At 44.9% G+C, this 18,869-nt stretch carries 21 protein-coding genes; 1 reads left to right on the top strand and 20 read right to left on the bottom strand.

Features of this window, described 5'->3' with window-relative positions; genetic code table 11:
* Positions 1-124: 124 nt before the first annotated feature.
* From bamB to trmJ, 17 genes are all read right to left on the bottom strand, one after another.
* A complete protein-coding gene (bamB, locus tag IQP38_RS07965) occupies positions 125-1,285 on the bottom strand; it encodes an outer membrane protein assembly factor BamB (protein WP_005381696.1) in 1,161 nt (386 codons plus the stop codon).
* A 12-nt stretch (positions 1,286-1,297) separates the two neighbouring features.
* Positions 1,298-1,912: a YfgM family protein gene (locus IQP38_RS07960; protein WP_005381697.1), complete on the bottom strand. Its 615-nt coding sequence runs from the start codon at positions 1,910-1,912 to the stop codon at positions 1,298-1,300.
* Positions 1,913-2,038: 126 nt separating this feature from the next.
* Entirely contained in the window at positions 2,039-3,307 is a 1,269-nt protein-coding gene (gene hisS, locus IQP38_RS07955; protein ID WP_005381698.1) for a histidine--tRNA ligase, read from the bottom strand.
* Positions 3,308-3,333: 26 nt separating this feature from the next.
* Positions 3,334-4,452, bottom strand: a complete 1,119-nt coding sequence (gene ispG, locus IQP38_RS07950; protein WP_005381699.1) for a flavodoxin-dependent (E)-4-hydroxy-3-methylbut-2-enyl-diphosphate synthase — start codon at positions 4,450-4,452, stop codon at positions 3,334-3,336.
* A 6-nt stretch (positions 4,453-4,458) separates the two neighbouring features.
* On the bottom strand, positions 4,459-5,409 hold the full coding sequence (gene rodZ / locus IQP38_RS07945) for a cytoskeleton protein RodZ (RefSeq protein ID WP_005383707.1): 951 nt from the start codon (positions 5,407-5,409) through the stop codon (positions 4,459-4,461).
* Positions 5,410-5,844: 435 nt separating this feature from the next.
* Positions 5,845-6,972: a bifunctional tRNA (adenosine(37)-C2)-methyltransferase TrmG/ribosomal RNA large subunit methyltransferase RlmN gene (locus IQP38_RS07940; protein ID WP_017633913.1), complete on the bottom strand. Its 1,128-nt coding sequence runs from the start codon at positions 6,970-6,972 to the stop codon at positions 5,845-5,847.
* 373 nt (positions 6,973-7,345) lie between these two features.
* Entirely contained in the window at positions 7,346-7,771 is a 426-nt protein-coding gene (gene ndk / locus IQP38_RS07935) for a nucleoside-diphosphate kinase (protein WP_017633914.1), read from the bottom strand.
* Between the two features lie 95 nt (positions 7,772-7,866).
* Positions 7,867-9,165: an aminopeptidase PepB gene (gene pepB / locus IQP38_RS07930; protein WP_017633915.1), complete on the bottom strand. Its 1,299-nt coding sequence runs from the start codon at positions 9,163-9,165 to the stop codon at positions 7,867-7,869.
* 161 nt (positions 9,166-9,326) lie between these two features.
* A complete protein-coding gene (gene iscX, locus IQP38_RS07925; RefSeq protein ID WP_005381711.1) occupies positions 9,327-9,521 on the bottom strand; it encodes a Fe-S cluster assembly protein IscX in 195 nt (64 codons plus the stop codon).
* A gap of 44 nt (positions 9,522-9,565) precedes the next feature.
* Positions 9,566-9,904, bottom strand: coding sequence for an ISC system 2Fe-2S type ferredoxin (fdx, locus tag IQP38_RS07920; RefSeq protein ID WP_005381713.1), 339 nt, complete (start codon positions 9,902-9,904; stop codon positions 9,566-9,568).
* Positions 9,905-9,917: 13 nt separating this feature from the next.
* Entirely contained in the window at positions 9,918-11,771 is a 1,854-nt protein-coding gene (hscA, locus tag IQP38_RS07915; protein WP_017633916.1) for a Fe-S protein assembly chaperone HscA, read from the bottom strand.
* Positions 11,772-11,792: 21 nt separating this feature from the next.
* Entirely contained in the window at positions 11,793-12,308 is a 516-nt protein-coding gene (gene hscB / locus IQP38_RS07910) for a co-chaperone HscB (RefSeq protein WP_005381716.1), read from the bottom strand.
* Positions 12,309-12,363: 55 nt separating this feature from the next.
* Entirely contained in the window at positions 12,364-12,687 is a 324-nt protein-coding gene (gene iscA / locus IQP38_RS07905; protein ID WP_005381717.1) for an iron-sulfur cluster assembly protein IscA, read from the bottom strand.
* Positions 12,688-12,757: 70 nt separating this feature from the next.
* Positions 12,758-13,141, bottom strand: coding sequence for a Fe-S cluster assembly scaffold IscU (gene iscU, locus IQP38_RS07900; protein ID WP_005381718.1), 384 nt, complete (start codon positions 13,139-13,141; stop codon positions 12,758-12,760).
* A 38-nt stretch (positions 13,142-13,179) separates the two neighbouring features.
* A complete protein-coding gene (locus IQP38_RS07895; RefSeq protein ID WP_005381719.1) occupies positions 13,180-14,394 on the bottom strand; it encodes an IscS subfamily cysteine desulfurase in 1,215 nt (404 codons plus the stop codon).
* A 28-nt stretch (positions 14,395-14,422) separates the two neighbouring features.
* Positions 14,423-14,929 carry a Fe-S cluster assembly transcriptional regulator IscR gene (iscR, locus tag IQP38_RS07890; protein WP_005381720.1) on the bottom strand — a complete coding sequence of 169 codons (507 nt, stop codon included), beginning with the start codon at positions 14,927-14,929 and terminating at the stop codon, positions 14,423-14,425.
* A gap of 125 nt (positions 14,930-15,054) precedes the next feature.
* Complete coding sequence (gene trmJ / locus IQP38_RS07885; protein WP_017633919.1) at positions 15,055-15,774, bottom strand: tRNA (cytosine(32)/uridine(32)-2'-O)-methyltransferase TrmJ; 720 nt, start codon at positions 15,772-15,774, stop codon at positions 15,055-15,057.
* A gap of 231 nt (positions 15,775-16,005) precedes the next feature.
* Here trmJ and suhB point away from each other — a divergent pair, with 231 nt between their 5' ends.
* Entirely contained in the window at positions 16,006-16,809 is an 804-nt protein-coding gene (gene suhB / locus IQP38_RS07880; protein WP_005381722.1) for an inositol-1-monophosphatase, read from the top strand.
* A 70-nt stretch (positions 16,810-16,879) separates the two neighbouring features.
* Here the strand turns inward: suhB and IQP38_RS07875 are convergent, their stop codons facing one another.
* The 3 genes from IQP38_RS07875 to secF all read right to left on the bottom strand — a co-directional run bounded on the left by IQP38_RS07875 (position 16,880) and on the right by secF (position 18,861).
* A complete protein-coding gene (locus tag IQP38_RS07875) occupies positions 16,880-17,191 on the bottom strand; it encodes a hypothetical protein (RefSeq protein ID WP_017633920.1) in 312 nt (103 codons plus the stop codon).
* Positions 17,192-17,332: 141 nt separating this feature from the next.
* Entirely contained in the window at positions 17,333-17,749 is a 417-nt protein-coding gene (locus IQP38_RS07870) for a hypothetical protein (protein ID WP_017633921.1), read from the bottom strand.
* Between the two features lie 164 nt (positions 17,750-17,913).
* Positions 17,914-18,861: a protein translocase subunit SecF gene (gene secF, locus IQP38_RS07865; protein WP_005383689.1), complete on the bottom strand. Its 948-nt coding sequence runs from the start codon at positions 18,859-18,861 to the stop codon at positions 17,914-17,916.
* Positions 18,862-18,869 lie beyond the last annotated feature (8 nt).

The following is an 18,869-nucleotide window of genomic DNA, read 5'->3' as shown; positions in this document are numbered from 1 at the left end:
ACTTGCTCGATGCCAAATCAAACCAGCTTTTTACCTATAACCACGTCAGGGTTAATAAATTCAAACAACAAAACGGCTCCTAGCTGTCACCAGCCAGGAGCCGAATGTGAATTATATCACGATATTATTCGTTAATGGTTAGTTTCTTTACATCGCCGTTGCGAGTTGTAATCACATAACCATCCGACAATAACGTCGGGCCAACTGCCAAGCCACTATCATCGACAAACTGCTGCGCAACAAATTCGCCCGTTGAACGATCCATCCAGTGAAGGTAACCAAGCGTGTCACCGACAACGAGATAATTGCCAACAATAACTGGCGCTGTAAGTTGTCGGTGCTCAAGCAAGCTGTTTTCCCACAACTCAGTCCCGCTTCGTGAATCAACGGCAACAACATGATCTTTTTCCGTTATCACAAAGATGCGACTACCATCTGTAGAAATGTCTGTCGCAGATGAGTAATTACGCTTCCAAATCGGGTTCGCTGAACGCAAGTCAATGGCGATAAGTTGACCATTGTATCCAATGGTGAAAAGAGTACCGCCTAGCACAATTGGCGATGAATCAACGTCAACCAAACGATCAATTTCTGTCGCGCCTTTTGGCGTACCAACAGGCTGTTGCCAAATCAACTGACCACGCTCAACGATAGCAGCTGCGAGTCGGCCATTTGCCGTTCCCCAAAATACACCGCCGCCAATTGCAGTCGGAGTACTGTCGCCACGTAAAGTTAAGTTCGGCACTTCTGTGCTCAATGCCCAGCGTTGCTCACCTGTACTCTCATTAAGGGCAATCAGCATGCCTCGGCTAGTATTGATGATAATAAGGCCTGAATCTGCAACTGGCTTCGCCAGTACCTCACCACCAACTTTTACACGCCAAACAATTTCACCTGTTTCTTGGTCAAGAGAGATGACTTCACCATTCTCAGAGCCAATGTAAAGGTTTCCGTATGCCGCTGTGATACCACCAGAGAGACGAGCAATGACATCTTCTTCTAGGTCCGTTTGCCAACGTTGTTTACCATTCTCAGGATCCAGCGCTTTTACTAAGCCATCACGACTTGCCACGAACAATGTATCATTCGCAAATACAGGGGATAGTTTTGAAAAGTAATGACCAACACCATCGCCAACCGATGTGCTCCACTCACTACTGGTTGTAAACTGACTGTCTACCTGAGGTAGTGGCGCCATTACAATGGTGTCTTTCTCACCTGCACAACCGGCAAGTACTCCCATTGTTAACGCCCCTAGCAAGGCTTTCTTAAAGACTCTTTTCATCCAATGCGGTCCTTATTTCGCCAGATCGTCCAATTTCATTTGTAGTGTCGGGCTTGCATCTGCCGCTTGCTGAGCTTCAGTATACGCAGCGTACGCAGCATCTTTGTCACCTTGGCGAATCGCAATATCGCCACGAAGTTCAGCAATACGACCTGTCCATGCTGTATCAGTGACGTTACTTAGCTCTGCCGTTGCAGCGTCGAAGTTACCCATTTCCGTCTCAATACGCGCAATGCGGTAACTAATCAATGGTAACAACGCAGCATCTTGAGTGTTGCTTTGCGCCCACTTCAGTTGCTCCAATGCAGCAGAAAGGTCTTGAGCTTCAACTTGTGCTTTAGCAAGTTGTAGCGCAGCCAATACTGAATATTCTTTTACTTCATTTGACTCAATGAAAGCTTTCACGTCAGCTTGAGCATCAGTGCCTTTGTCTTGCAAAGCATTCATTGCTGTCGTGTAGCTTTGAGAAGCTGCTTCACTCGCCTGAATCACAGAATCCTGGTAGTAACGCCAGCCGAATAGACCACCTAAACCAACAACCGCACCGATGATGACGGCTTTGCCGTTTTCCTTCCACCAGTCTTTAATGGCTTCAACTTGTTGTTCTTCAGTATCGTAAAGTTCCACTTCCTGTCCTCTTAAAACATGTAAATGGCAGCTTAGCTGCCATTGTTCCTATTTCGTTTAAAGGCTCCACATTTGGGAGCCTTAGCTTACGAACTAGGATGTAATTTTGTTAGATTACTAAAAGACTTAAATCAGTGCTGCGATCTTTTCTGCAACTTCTGCTTGGTTGTAAGTCTCTTGCTCACCACCAGCTAAGTCTTTCAGTACTACGGTATTATCCGCAACTTCGTTTTCGCCCAGAACCAATGCTACAACAGCACCAACTTTGTCTGCGCGTTTAAACTGTTTCTTGAAGTTACCGCCACCGAAGTGATTCATCACACGAACGCCTGGAACAGACTCGCGAAGCTGTTCTGCTAGCTTCATTCCTGCCATCATGGTGCCTTCACCCGCAGTGACTACGTACACGTCAACACTGCGACGAACGTCTGTCAGTTCCAACGTTTCTAGCATCAGTACTAGACGCTCTAGGCCCATTGCAAAGCCAACCGCTGGTGTTGGTTTACCACCTAATTGCTCTACAAGGCCATCGTAACGACCACCGCCACATACAGTGCCTTGAGCACCTAGGCTCTCAGTGATCCACTCAAATACCGTGCGATTGTAGTAATCCAGACCACGAACTAGACGTTCGTTAACTGTGTATTTGATACCTGCGGCGTCTAAAAGTTCACATAGACCTGCGAAGTGTGCTTTAGATTCTTCACCCAAGTAATCTGAAAGGCGAGGCGCATCACCTAAAATAGCTTGAACGTCTGGGTTCTTCGTATCCAGAACACGCAGTGGGTTCGTGTGCATGCGACGCTTACAATCTTCATCTAGCACATCAATATGTTGCTCAAGGAATGCAACCAGTGCAGTACGGTAGTCTGCGCGGTCTTCTTGAGAACCGATAGAGTTCAGCTCAAGACGGACATGTTCATTGATACCTAGCTCACGCCATAAACGCGCCGTCATCATGATAAGCTCTGCATCAACATCTGGACCATTTAGACCAAACACCTCAACACCACACTGGTGGAATTGACGGTAACGACCTTTCTGCGGACGTTCATGGCGGAACATAGGCCCCATGTACCACAGACGCTGTTCATCACGGTTGATCAGGCTGTTTTGGATACATGAACGTACACAACCCGCCGTACCTTCTGGGCGAAGTGTTAGGCTGTCGCCGTTACGGTCATCAAAAGTGTACATTTCTTTTGAAACGACGTCTGTTTCTTCACCAACAGCGCGGCTGAATAGGTTTGTTTCTTCAACGATTGGCATGCGCACTTCGTTATAACCGTATGCGCTAATTACATTTTTCACTGTGTTTTCTAATTTTTGCCACAGTGGCGACTGAGTTGGGAGGCAATCGTTCATGCCTCGAATTGCTTGAATTGTTTTTGCCACAATACTTACCGTAATTCTCGTTGAGATTAATCTTGTACTTTAACTTCGATGCGGTTTTCGCCATTCATCATAGCTGCTTTCGCACGGATCTTAGCTTCTAGCTTATTCACAAGGTCATCGTTATCAAAGCGCTCTTTCTGGCGTTTACCATCTTCGTAGAATGCGCTCTTCTTGTTACTACCTGCTAGACCTAAGTGAGAAACTTCTGCTTCACCAGGGCCGTTTACCACACAACCGATGATAGACACATCCATTGGCGTGATGATGTCTTCTAAACGTTGCTCCAGTGCATTCACCGTACCAATCACATCGAATTCTTGGCGTGAGCAGCTTGGGCACGCAATAAAGTTGATGCCTCGAGAGCGAATGCGCAGAGATTTAAGGATGTCAAAACCGACTTTGATTTCTTCAACTGGATCGGCAGCCAAAGAGATACGCAGCGTATCGCCTATCCCTTCAGATAACAGCATACCTAAGCCAACAGATGACTTAACAGCGCCAGCTCGAGCACCACCCGCCTCTGTGATACCTAAATGAAGAGGCTGATCGATTTTCTTCGCCAGCAGACGATATGAATCCACCGCAAGAAAAACGTCTGAAGCTTTCACGCTAACTTTAAATTGGTCAAAGTTAAGACGATCGAGATGATCTACGTGACGCATCGCCGACTCAACCAAGGCTTCTGGCGTAGGCTCACCGTATTTCATCTGTAGATCTTTTTCCAAAGATCCACCATTGACACCAATACGGATCGGGATGTTTTTATCGCGAGCGCAATCAACAACAGCGCGAATGCGCTCTTCATTGCCGATGTTACCTGGGTTGATACGTAAACAGTCAACTCCGTACTCCGCAACTTTCAGCGCGATACGATAGTCGAAATGAATATCAGCCACTAATGGTACAGAAACTTGCTGTTTAATCAGTTTGAAAGCTTCTGCTGCGTCCATCGTAGGTACAGAAACTCGAACGATATCTGCGCCGACTTTTTCTAGTGCTCGGATTTGAGCGACTGTCGCTTCTACGTCAGTCGTGCGAGTGTTAGTCATTGACTGTACTGCAATTGGCGCACCATCACCAATTGGCACATCACCCACATAAATACGCGTCGATTTACGACGAATAATTGGAGATTCGTGTTGCATAATTTTTTATAACGGTAGAGTGAATCTAGCTACTTTGCCTGAAGTATACCCAGAAAGGTCGACAGGTTCACTTGCAAATGTCATTGTAACCCCTTCCGGTGCGCCCAATATCACTTTAAATGGCGCTTTTCCGGTAAGTTCTACATCTTGTCCTGGCTTATGAGTACCACTTACCAGCGTTTTACCATTGGTGTCTTTTACTTGAATCCAACAGTCCGCTTTAAACTTCATAGTAAGAAGTGTCATGCCTTCAGGTACTACTGGCGCAGGCTGTTCCTCTTCCGCCGCTTCAATCACGGCAACAGGTTCTTCAGAATCTACGCTTGTTGTATTTTCAGTTTCAGTCAGCAAAGGATCCGCCCCTTGCTCAACGGGTGCTTCAGTCAATTCAGCAACACCTTCATTAGTTGAAGCAACTTCTTCAGGAGTGCTTGCGATTAACTCTTCAGCCGTCATCAAATCGATATCAGCTAATTCTTGAGCAGTGGGCTGCGGCGCTTCAACACTTGAATCCGTTACTTCCTTAGTTAGGCTATTCTCTTGTTGGTTTTGCCACCACCATGCAGCTGAAATGCCAATAATGACTAGCCCGATAACCCAAGTAAGGAGCATAATACGGCTATTGTGCTTCTCGTCTTTTGTTTTACGAGAGAAGCTTTGCATTTCAATTTCTTGCTCTTGAGGCTGAGCATCGGCAGTCTGCTCTAACGCCGTCAAAACCACCTTCTCATCAAGACCTACGAATTTAGCGTAAGAGCGTAAGTAACCACGCGTAAATGTCGCGACTTGTTGAGATTCAAATCGGTTATTTTCAATATCTTCAATCACAGAAATGCGAAGCCTCAGGCGGTCGGCAACTTGCTTTTGGCTCATTCCCAAGGATTCACGTTTGTTTTTCAGTAATGTGCCAGCTTCAATAGAGAGTGGCACTTCATTCGTATTTTCGTGTTCTGTCATAATGGCGGTATTTAATCTGTTTTAGTGGCTAACGTGGTCATGTATTTTCGTTATTGTTCTTAAGCCTCTTTAAAGATAGCTAGCCAAAACGCGTTAACCAAAAATAATAATTTTAAGAAACTCTCAGCGATCTGAGTGCGAATACCCGTTTTGCAAAAATCAGCAAAACGTATGTGAGAAAGTGCTGAGAATTATCGGTGTCATCGTTAGTGTTACATATCATGATAAGCGAATGCGCAACGAAGACAAAAACTCTTTACACTCAAACTAACAGATAGCTCAAGCTTTTGTCCAAACTTTGACAAAGGAATTCGAAATTATACCCAAATAACCTTAGGTTGAAGAGTAATAGTCCCAAATCTTGGCGAAAATGTCCTAAACAATAAACAAAATAGCCAGAGCGAATGGCTCTGGCTATTTTTGAATTCCGGTCGTTTATACAGCTTTCACTTCAATGGTATCGGCACCGCGTGACGCTTTCAGCATTGCCGTACGTTTAGTTCGGTCAATTACATCACCGACCAACTGACCACATGCGGCATCAATGTCATCACCACGTGTTTTACGAACCGTAACTGTGTGCTCGTATTGCATCAATGTTTTTTGGAAGCGATCAATACGTGAGTTACTTGGTTTCTTGTAAGGTGAACCTGGGTACGGGTTAAACGGAATCAAGTTAATCTTACATGGTGTGTCTTTCATCAATTCAGCCAGTTCACGAGCATGGTCCATGTCATCGTTCACATGATCAAGCAACACGTACTCGACTGTTACCTTGCCACGGTTTGCATTCGATGAAGCAATGTAACGACGAACGGATGCTAGGAAATCTTGAATATCCCAACGATCGTTAATTGGCATGATTTCACTACGCAGCTTATCGTTTGGCGCATGAAGAGAGATCGCTAACGCAACGTCGATTTTGCCCGTCATCTGATCAAGACCAGAAACGACACCTGATGTTGATACGGTTACGCGACGCTTCGACAAACCAAAGCCAAGGTCATCCAGCATTAACTCCAATGCAGGAATCAAGTTCTTCATATTAAGAAGCGGCTCACCCATGCCCATCATCACGACGTTCGTAATTGGGCGACGGCCTGTTTCTTTCTCAAGACCAATTTCACGTGCAGCACGCCACACCTGACCGATGATCTCTGAAACTTTCAAGTTACGGTTAAAGCCCTGCTGTGCTGTTGAGCAGAACTTACATTCCAATGCACAACCTACTTGAGAAGATACACAAAGCGTTGCGCGATCATCTTCTGGAATGTAAACCGTTTCTACATCCTGATCACCAACCTTCATTGCCCACTTGATCGTGCCGTCTGAAGAATGCTGAGCTTCTGCTACAGTTGGTGCTTTAATTTCACACTTGTGTAAAAGCTTTTCGCGCAGCTTCTTGTTGATGTTTGTCATTTTTTCGAAGTCATCTACACCGAAATGGTAGATCCACTTCATAACCTGATCGGCACGAAACGCTTTCTCGCCAAGTTCTTCCGCGAAAAACTGACGCATGCCTTTGCGATCAAAGTCGAGTAGATTGATTTTTTCAGTGGTCATGTTGCCTCTCAATGACTGAAACAAGAATAAGGGCGCGAATTGTACAGCCTTTATGCAGCTACAACAAGGGGTGTAAGACCCTGAGTTTGCTAAGGCATTAAAATAAAAACGATTAAATTTTAATCAGAATTTACGGTGAGAATAATGATTAGACAACCGACAACAAAAGCGTAGAAGTGGTACAGAGAAAACAGTGAGAACAAACACACGTAACTAAGCTTTCACCCCTGTAAGATGCTCAGATTAGCCAACATCTTCGCGAATAATTACGAATGAACTCGCAGGTGAAATGGAGAACGCGGAATAAAAAACCTCGGACAATTCCGAGGTTATTACGAACTAGATCATCACGCAAAAGTGATGCATGAACGAGTTAGCGAGTGAAAACTTCTGATTCAGGGAAGAAAAACTCAATTTCACGAGCGGCAGACTCAGGGCTATCTGAACCATGAACTGAATTGTGACGCATGCTGAGTGCGTAATCAGCACGCAAAGTGCCACATGCCGCGTCCTCTGGGTTGGTTTTACCCATTAGCTCGCGGTAACGTGCAATCGCATTTTCGCCTTCCAATACCTGAACCATAATAGGACCAGATGTCATGAACTCTTTTAGAGGAGGGAAAAACTCTTTACCTTCATGCTCTGCATAAAAGCCGCTTGCCTGATCTTCTGTCAGGTGAACCATTTTGGCAGCGATGATACGTAGGCCAGCCTTTTCAATACGATTGTAGATTTCACCAATTAGGTTTCGCTCTACAGCATCAGGCTTAATGATTGAAAATGTTCTTTCTAGAGCCATAAAATTTCCTTTCTGTACTTGTAATAATAGTTGTGCTTTTAAAGTGACTTACTGGGTAAGAGCAGCACTCAAACAAGAGAGTGCTGCAATCAATCTTATTTTCCAGCTTGCTCATTGAGGAAACGAGCAAGTGTACGAACACCCATACCCGTTGCTCCCGCAGCCCATTTATCAGAAGCGGCTTTACGATACGTACCCGCACAGTCGAAATGTAACCAGCCTTTTTTGTAGTCCTCAACGAAGTAAGACAAGAATGCAGCTGCAGTACTTGCACCCGGAGAATAATCACCAGAGCTGATATTCGATAAATCGGCAAAATTAGATGGCAGCATTTCTCGATGGAAATCAGCAAGTGGTAGCGGCCACAAGCCTTCTTTTTCCTGGTTTGCCGCCGTAAGCGCTTGATGCGATAGCTCATCATCAAAGCTCATTAGCGCATGGTAATCGTTACCTAACGCATTCTTCGCTGCGCCTGTTAGCGTCGCGCAGTCAATGATTAACTCAGGCTTTTGCTCACTGGCGTAGATAAGACCGTCTGCAAGCACCAAGCGACCTTCCGCGTCGGTATTCATAATCTCAACGGTTTTGCCGTTTTTGTAAGTGATGATGTCGCCAAGCTTAAGGGCACGGCCAGAAACCATGTTCTCAGCACAACACAAGATCAGTTTTACGCGCTTGTTTAAACCGCGCAAGATAGCTAATCCTAGGCCACCAGTTATAGTACCCGAGCCACCCATATCTGCTTTCATTGCACTCATGAAGGTAGAAGGCTTCAAGCTGTAACCACCGGAATCAAAGGTGATGCCTTTACCCACAAGACATGCGAATACAGGTGCGTTTTCGTCACCAGTTGGGTTGTAGTCTAACTGAAGCATCGCAGAAGTACGCTCAGAACCACGGCCTACTGCGTAAATACCTTCCCAACCTTCTGCCAACAAGTCTTTGTCTTTGACGATACGAGCTGTCACCGTGCCTTTCGGCGCAACAGATTTGATGAATTCAGCAGCCATTGTCGCTAGCTGACGAGGAGCAACTTCTTCTGCCGTTTTGTTGATAATATCGCGGGTAAAATCAGTCGAAGTAATACGAGCTTGAAGCTCTGCTTGCTCTTCATCAGACAATGCTGCCCACTCAACTGAGCCATGTTTTTTAGGGTTACGGAACCCTTGGTGGAAAGCCCATACGCTCTCTAGATCCCAGTTATCACCAGAAAGAAAAATAGAACGAATTCCTTGGCCATCTAGCTGACGAGCTGCACGTTGAATTGCGCCGAGATCATGACCTTCACCTAAGTGAATAGTTGCGCCGTTTTCAGCGAATGAAAGCAGTGCTTTTTCACCCCAATGTGGTGCTGCCGACTCTTGACTTAAAAATACAGACATCTGTGTAGACATGGTTTCTCCTTGTCTTATAGCAGCGTTGCCTACGCTGCTTCTTTTTAATAACTCACGGATGTTAGCATTATGTAGGGCAAAAATGTCAATTGGATAAAAAAACGGACCTAAAGGTCCGCTTTTTTTAGTAAGAATTGTTAACTAGGCTGTGTTTTACAGACTTAGTCTGCTTCGTCCATCCAGCACATGATAACGGCTTCTAGAATCTTTTCATTAGAACGGTTTGGCTCATCGTCAAACTCATCTAACTCCATGATCCATTGATGAAGATCGGTAAAACGCACTGTTTTTGGATCGACATCTGGAAACTTGTCACAAAGTTCAATCGCGATATCGCGAGAATCTGTCCATTTCATTGCTCATCTTCCTTTTGCTTCTTCCCTATATTGGGAAGATAGTTTTAGTGATCTTCTGAAGCGTGGTTTAGTGTGTATTTAGGAATTTCTACCACCAAGTCTTCATCAGCAATTCTCGCCTGACACCCTAGGCGTGACTCAGGCTCTAGACCCCACGCTTTATCTAGCATGTCGTCTTCTAGTTCTTCACTTTCTTCGAGTGAATCAAAACCTTCACGGATGATTACGTGGCAGGTAGTACACGCACATGACTTCTCACACGCATGTTCAATACCGATACCGTTTTTTAGCGCTACGTCTAGAACGGTGTCACCAGAGTTTGCTTCCAACACTGCACCTTCTGGGCACAAATCGTCGTGTGGTAATACAATAATCTTAGGCATAACTACTTATCTCTTATATATCGTCTACTGATTGACCTGACAACGCAGCTCGAATCGATTTATCCATACGGCGTGATGCGAAATCTTGGCTCGCTTTATCGGTATCTTTAATGCCCTGCTCTATCGCATCTGCATCATCACCATTACGCAGCTCAATCAAGGCTTCGATGGCTTTAATCAAGTTTTGTTTCTCTTGTTCTGATAGTAAGTCATCACCATCAGCTTGCATCGCTGCAATCAAACCTTCTATCACTCGGTCGGCTTCAACACGCTGCTCAGCTAAGGCACGAGCTTGCATGTCTTCTTTTGCGTGCGTCATTGAATCACGCAACATATCCGCCACTTCATTGTCACTTAAGCCGTAAGAAGGTTTTACTTGAATCTCTGATTGAACACCAGTGCTCTTCTCCATTGCCGTAACAGAAAGAAGGCCATCAGCGTCAACTTGGTAAGTCACGCGAATATGTGCCGCACCCGCTGCCATCGGAGGAATACCTTTTAACGAGAAGCGAGCAAGTGAACGACAGTCATCAACCATTTCACGTTCACCTTGTACCACATGAACACTCATCGCCGTTTGGCCATCTTTGAATGTGGTAAATTCTTGCGCACGCGCAACGGGAATCGTAGTGTTGCGGGGGATGATCTTCTCGACCAAACCACCCATGGTTTCAATACCGAGCGACAGTGGAATCACATCAAGAAGCAACATTTCAGAGTCAGGTTTGTTACCCGCTAGGATATCAGCTTGAATACCCGCACCGATTGCAACAACTTCATCTGGGTTAATGCTTGTCAGAGGTGTGCGACCAAAAAACTCGCCTACCATTTCACGAACCAACAATGTACGGGTTGAGCCGCCAACCATGACGACCTCGAGTACTTTATCTGCGTCGACATCCGCATCTTTTAATGCGCGACGACAAGACATCAGTGTTTTCTTCACTAGCGGACGAATCAGATCTTCGAACTGCTCGCGAGTCACGGTGCCTTTCCAGCCAAAAACGTCAACGTCAACACTGTCTTGCTCAGAGAAAGCAATCTTAGCTTCAGTAGCAATGTTCAACAGTATACGGTTCTTTTCTGCAGAAAGCGGCGCTTCTAGACCCGCTTGCTCCATTAAATAATCGGCAAATAGATGGTCGAAGTCGTCACCGCCTAATGCAGAATCGCCACCTGTTGCTAATACTTCAAATACGCCTTTCGATAAACGTAGGATAGAGATATCAAAAGTACCGCCACCTAGATCGTAAACCGCAATCACACCTTCTTGACCAGAGTCTAGGCCATAAGCAATTGCCGCAGCGGTTGGTTCGTTAAGTAGACGGAGAACATGAAGACCAGCTAATTTCGCCGCATCTTTTGTACCTGCACGTTGCGCGTCATCAAAGTAAGCAGGAACGGTAATAACTACACCAGCTAACTCACCACCTAACGTATCTTCAGCTCGCTTACCCAATACTTTTAGGATGTCCGCAGATACTTCAATCGGGTTTTTGTCACCTTGAGGTGTTTGCAGAATTGGCAGGCCGTTTTCACTCTCTTTAAAACGATAAGGAAGTGAAGAGTAACGGGACTGAATGTCCTTTAATGAACGACCGATCAAACGTTTTACAGAGATAATCGTGTTCTCTGGTTCAAACTCTGCTTTGGCTTTGGCTTCGTGGCCGACCGTTAACGTTTCCTCAGCGTAATTAACGACTGAAGGTAAAATAGTACGGCCCTGCTCGTCCGCAAGTGGAGTTGCATCGCCGCTACGTACAGAAGCAACCAAAGAGTTGGTAGTACCTAAGTCGATACCCGCTGCTAACTTATGCTCATGAGGTGCCGAGCTTTGGCCCGGTTCTGCGATTTGAAGTAGTGCCATGATAGGTCCTTGTCACGCTTACTAGCCGAGGAGTTTGTCTTCGACTAGCTCAATTTCGTTCTTTAGTTTGGCAATGAATTTTAGCTTACGAACTCGGTCTGCGGCTTCAGTCCATAGACCATCATCAAGCTCTTGCTCGACGCTTGCCAGATGCTGTTTGTACATTTTGCTGACCTTAGAGTCGAAGTCAAAAAGCGCCGATTCAGGATCGGACTTGTCAGCAATCTCTTCCAGTTCTTCGCGCAGTTCCATTTGCTCCATTAAGAACATCGGATCTTGCATTGTTTGCTGTTCACCTCGGATCTCAACACCTTGCTCTGCGAGGATATACTCGGCGCGAGAAATAGGATTTTTCAGAACTTGATAGGCATCGTTGATTTGCGCCGCCTTTTGCACCGCCATCAAACGGTCACGTTCTGAGCCCGTTGCAAAGTTATCCGGGTGGAAGCGTTTTTGTAGTTCTCGGAACTGAGAAGAAAGAAGGCTACCATCCAGCTTAAACTGACTTGGTAGCCCAAATAATTCAAAGTGATTCATTAAGTTCGGGTCCTAGTAAAGCCTTCCGGACTCGTTTGCCCAGAAGGACAATCAATTAGACGTTGAAGCTTTCACCACAACCACATTCACTTTTCGCGTTAGGGTTGTTGAATTCAAAACCTTCATTCAACCCTTCTTTCACGTAATCCAATTCAGTACCATCTAGGTACACTAAGCTCTTTTGATCGATGATAATTTTCACTCCAGAGAGTTCAAATACTTCGTCTTCTTCATTGAGCTCATCAACAAACTCAAGTACGTATGCCATGCCGGAACAGCCAGTCGTCTTCACTCCAAGACGTAAACCGATACCTTTGCCTCGGTTATCTAGGAATGCTCTTACGCGACTTGCCGCTGATTCTGTCATTGTGATGGCCATACTGCACCTTAGTCTGTCTAAATTTCGATTGGAATGGGAGCGTCAAAGCTCCCATTATATTACGGAATAATTATTCTTGGTGTTTTTTCTTGTAGTCAGCAACCGCTGCTTTGATTGCATCTTCAGCAAGAATAGAACAGTGAACTTTCACTGGTGGAAGCTCTAGCTCTTCAGCAATCTCAGAGTTTTTAATTGCTGCCGCTTCATCAACTGACTTACCTTTTACCCACTCAGTTACTAGTGAGCTTGATGCGATTGCACTACCACAACCGTATGTTTTGAACTTCGCATCTTCGATGATACCTTCAGGTGTCACTTTGATTTGAAGCTTCATTACGTCACCACACGCAGGAGCGCCAACCATGCCGCTACCTACTGATGGATCTTCTTTATCGAATGAACCAACGTTACGTGGGTTCTCGTAGTGATCAATTACTTTTTCGCTGTATGCCATGATAAATTACCTCGAATCCTCTATTTCAATCCCTGAGATTAATGGTGAGCCCATTCAACAGTGCTCAAATCAATCCCTTCTTTGTACATATCCCATAGAGGAGACATGTCGCGTAGCTTAGTCACTGCAACGCGGATTTGTTCAATTGCGTAATCAATTTCTTCTTCAGTCGTGAAACGACCAAACGAGAAACGAACCGAGCTGTGAGCCAATTCGTCATCCATGCCTAGGGCACGAAGAACGTAAGAAGGCTCAAGGCTTGCAGACGTACAAGCACTACCAGAAGATACCGCTAGATCTTTAAGCGACATTAGTAGTGATTCACCTTCTACGAATGCGAAACTGATGTTTAGGTTGTGTGGTACACGCTGCTCAAAGTCACCGTTTACCGTCACTGCTTCTAAGTCTTTCACGCCATCAAAAAGACGGTTACGAAGCGCTAAAGCATGATCGTAATCTTTTTGCATGTCTTCTTTTGCAATGCGGAATGCTTCACCCATGCCTACGATTTGGTGAGTAGGTAGTGTACCAGAGCGGAAACCACGCTCATGACCGCCACCGTGCATTTGCGCTTCAAGACGAATACGAGGCTTACGACGTACGTAAAGTGCACCGATACCTTTAGGACCGTAAACTTTGTGAGCAGAAAGTGAAATTAGATCAACTTTCATCTCTTGAACGTCGATTGGTAATTTACCTGCAGATTGCGCAGCGTCCACGTGGAAAACAATTTTACGCTCACGGCACAGTTCGCCGATCGCTGTAATGTCTTGAACCACACCAATCTCGTTGTTTACATGCATAATAGACACAAGCACGGTGTCATCACGCATGGCTGCTCTAAGCTTCTCTAGATCGATCAAGCCATTTGATTCTGGCTCAAGGTAAGTCACTTCAAAGCCTTCACGCTCAAGTTGACGACATGGGTCAAGAACGGCTTTGTGCTCTGTTTTACAAGTGATTACGTGCTTGCCTTTCTTCGAGTAAAAGTGCGCTGCACCTTTAATCGCAAGGTTGTCTGATTCTGTCGCACCAGATGTAAATACGATTTCGCGAGGATCTGCATTTAGAAGGTCAGCAATTTGCTCACGAGCAGTATCGACCGCTTCTTCTGCCTGCCAGCCGTAACGGTGCGAACGTGACGCTGGGTTGCCAAATGTGCCATCCATTGTCATGTACTGAACCATTTTTTCAGCAACACGTGGATCAACTGGACATGTAGCGGAATAATCAAGATAAATCGGCAGTTTCATTCTCTACTCCAATGTAAAAAGCTGACCGCTAAGAGCGGACGTTTACACCGATGGGCGCGGCGGTTGTATTTTTGTTTGATAGCCCATGGGTTACCGCCAGATCAATGTCCTGACGATCAGAAATTTCGAGTACTTCATTGTCTGTCATCAACTCACCAAGAGTGATGTTATTCAAAAAGTCACTAATGCGAGAGCTTAGGTCACGCCACAGCGTGTGAGTAAGGCAACGTGTTCCACCTTGGCAATCTCCTTTACCTTGGCATTTGGTTGCATCTACTGACTCATCAACGGCAGCAATCACGGTACCAATAGCGATACTGTGAGCGTCGGCACCAAGTCGGTAACCACCACCAGGACCACGAACGCTGGCAACGAGACCTGCTTTACGCAATTTTGAAAATAGCTGCTCTAAGTAAGAGAGCGAGATCCCTTGACGCTCTGAAATATCAGCCAGAGGTACAGGGTTTTGTTGCGAATGCAGTGCCACATCCAGCATGGCTGTCACCGCATATCTTCCTTTAGATGTAAGTTTCATACCACACCGTATCCACATGGTTTGTAATGGTTAAGATTTTTCCATACCTGAGTAATTTGGTCAAGTATTTATTTGACCATTTTACTCAGGTATTCATCCTTACATCTAAAGTGGTTATTATTCACTCAGAACTTCTTTTCTATCGAAGTCAAAACGCCTCGTAGAATATTAAGTTCTTGGGTTTCTGGTCGAGCACGAGAGAACAAACGGCGCAACTTATTCATCACCTGTCCAGGTTGCTCTTTGTTAATAAACTGGGTCTCAACCATCACCTTTTCAAGATGCTCGAAGAACAATTCGAGTTCTCGATGACGCGGGTATTCTTCCGATTCATTTGGGGAAAACTGGCTTTGCTCTAAGTTCAAGTGTGCAACTCGCACTTCGTAACTGAGAGTTTGTACAGCCATCGCTAGGTTAAGCGAGCTGTACTCAGGATTAGCGGGAATACAAACATGGTAGTGGCACTTTTGTAGCTCTTCGTTTGTCAAACCAGTTCTTTCTCGGCCAAACACGAGCGCAACCGGATGCTTTCGGCCTTCAACTGCAAATTTCTCACCGCATTCACGTGGCTCGAGCATTGGCCATTCTAATGTACGAGAGCGGGCGCTAGAACCCACAACAAGGCCACAATCTTCAACCGCTTCTTCTAATGTGCCGACAATCTTTGCATTTTGAGCAATATCACCAGCACCCGCAGCTAAAGCAAGAGTTTGTTCATCCACTTCACATTGTGGATCGACTAATACTAGTTGGTTTAAACCCATCACTTTCATTGCTCGAGCTGCTGAGCCAATATTGCCTGAATGAGAGGTACCTACGAGTACAATTTTTACTTGATCCAACATCTGTGTTTGCTACCTAAATTAAAACCGCAGAATGTTATCATAGTTTTTTAAGACACCCTAGAGGCAAGCAGACCTCTCTTCTCATTCTTGGTTATTGTTCTCGTCCGCAGTATGATCTGTACACTCAGTCGGCCGCAATTAGAGTAAAAAATAACCACTTCCCTTTTTGATTATCTCTGGTATACTCGCCGCCGCTTTCATTTGTTCTTTAACATCCGTTGGGAAATTCGTATGCATCCAATGCTAAACATTGCTATTCGCGCTGCGCGAAAGGCAGGCAATCATATTGCTAAATCATTAGAAAACACTGATAAAGTAGAATCTACTCTTAAAGGCACTAATGACTTTGTCACTAACGTAGACAAAGAAGCAGAATACATCATCATCGATACTATCAAGCAGTCTTACCCTGAGCACTGTATCGTTGCTGAAGAACAAGGTCTTATCGAAGGTAAAGATAAAGACGTACAATGGATCATCGACCCACTGGATGGCACCACTAACTTTGTAAAAGGTTACCCAACTTTCGCGGTTTCTATCGCTGTTCGTATTAAGGGCAAAACTGAAGTTGCTTGTGTTTACGATCCAATGCAAAACGAGCTATTCACTGCACAACGCGGTGCCGGCGCTCAACTAAACAGTGCACGTATTCGTGTTGCTCAACTAAAAGACCTTCAAGGTACTGTTCTAGCAACAGGCTTCCCATTCAAGCAGAAACAACACGCTGAGTCTTACATCAAGATCGTTGGTGCGCTATTCACTGAATGTGCTGATTTCCGTCGTAGCGGCTCTGCTGCTCTTGACCTTTGTTACGTGGCTGCTGGCCGTGTTGATGGTTACTTCGAGCTAGGCCTAAAACCTTGGGATATGGCAGCAGGTGAGCTTATTGCTCGTGAAGCTGGCGCAATCCTAACAGACTTTGCTGGCGGCACTGACTACATGAAGTCTGGTAACATCGTTGCTTCAAGCGCTCGTGGCGTAAAATCTATCCTTAAGCACATCCGCGAAAACGGTAACAGCGCGATCCTTAAGTAAGATTTGAAAGTCATATATAGCCCGTCACGCTGATGACTTTAGAAAGCCCCGCTCATTGAGCGGGGCTTTTTTATTTCGAACAATCAGCCTGTTTGTAGAAACGGTCGTAGTCAGATAAGTGGTCTATTTTTACGTGCTTAACCTTCCATATTTGTTCCTTCATTAAAAACTGCAGCGAAACCGTGACTGGCTGGTATACATCACCAAAGCCGTTTACAGAAAGACATCCAACTCCTCCATCCTCACTGTACTCTTCAAAGTAAGACAGCTCTGTAACCAAACTTGATGGGATAGATGATAAAAATGGAAATTGATGACCAAATTTTATTGGGTGAGACTTAATACTGTTCAGCTCTTCAATCGATAGATTTGGTCCTGCCATAGCTTCTACCACCTCTATATACTGCATCTTGTATAAATTATTACGTATATCAAGGTAAGTATCGTGGAGTGGACTTGCGATGCAGGGCGTTGAAACACTTAGTAAAACCGGAATAGGTAGAATTCTATTTAGCATAACCAACTAAACCCCAGCTTCACGGAGCGCTTGATCAATTTTACTCGGCTTAAATCTGTACTTACAAAGCCCCCACTCGCACTGCTCTAAAAGCTCACGGACATTTACCTGCCCAGTAACTCCAAAGGAAACAACACCAAAAAGAGAAACACTCCCACTGTATGTCAAAACACCATCACGAGTAGTTTTAAAAGTAACAGAAACGGCTTTTAATTTTATGCCCAGCTCTTCAACCATTTCTTTTGAAACTTCAAACTTAGTAAATCCAAGCTCACCAGATAAAGTTACTTTACCTGACTCATCAACTGCTAACTTGAACCTTTTCCCTCCAGTAACTAGCTTGGTGGTAACACCTTTATTGTGCTTGTAAGAAATCTCTACAAACTTCAGTAACTGTACTTTTATTTCAGCTTGCCTTGACATTATTTCCTCCCGAAATTGTTGAACATACTTCCGATATTCAACTCAATCAAAAAACTACAATTCAAGCTGGAAGTACCTCAAAAAAAAATGAAACTTTCAAATCTATCAGGCATAAAAAAACCGCTGATTGTTCAGCGGTTTTTGTTTTCGGTTCTCAATCTGCCTTATGGCATTTCGTCGAACTCTGCACCCTCTTTTTCTACTTGAGGTGGCATCAAGTGCTCTTTCTGGATACCCAGTTTTAGAGCCAGTGCTGATGCTACGTAGATAGAAGAGTAAGTACCTACAGTGATACCGAGTAAAAGTGCGGTTGCAAAGCCGTGAATCATAGCACCACCCTGCATGAACAGTGCAATTACCACGAACAACGTCGTACCAGATGTAATCAATGTACGGCTCAACGTTTGAGTGATTGAGGCGTCCATAATGTCTGAAGGTTCACCCTTACGCATCTTACGGAAGTTTTCACGAATCCGGTCAAATACAACGATGGTATCGTTGAGTGAGTAGCCCACAACCGTCAGTAGCGCAGCTACGATAGTCAGGTCAACTTCAATTTGTAGAAACGAGAAGACACCTAGCGTGATAATTATATCGTGAGCCAATGCCATTACCGCACCAGCCGCTAGACGCCATTCAAATCGCATCGATACATAAAGCAGAATACAGATCAGCGATACCAAGATCGCTAGACCACCAGCTTCTGTTAGCTCATCACCAACGTTGGGACCTACGAACTCAATACGACGCATTTCTACGCTTTCGCCAGTACCATCTTTGATAGCACCAATGATTTGGTTACCTAGCGTTTCACCAGAAACGTCATCACGTGGACGAAGACGAACCATGACTTCACGAGCACTACCGAAGTTTTGTACTGTCGCATCGCCAAAGCCTTTTGAATCTAGTGCTGCACGAATCTCTTCAAGGTTTGCTGGCTGTTCAAAACCGACCTCGATAAGAGTACCGCCAGTGAAATCTAGACCCCAATTAAGCCACTTGGTTGACAAAGTGAAGATAGAAGCAGCAATCATTATAATTGAAAAAACGAATGCTACTTTCGACCAACGCATAAAGCCGATCGTCTTCTCTGCTTTTAGAATTTGAAACATATTAATTC

The organism is Vibrio sp. OPT41 (assembly GCF_015163595.1).
GTDB lineage: Bacteria > Pseudomonadota > Gammaproteobacteria > Enterobacterales > Vibrionaceae > Vibrio > Vibrio alginolyticus.
The sequence above is the reverse complement of the archived record's forward strand: the minus strand, read 5'-3'. Positions and strand labels throughout refer to the sequence as shown.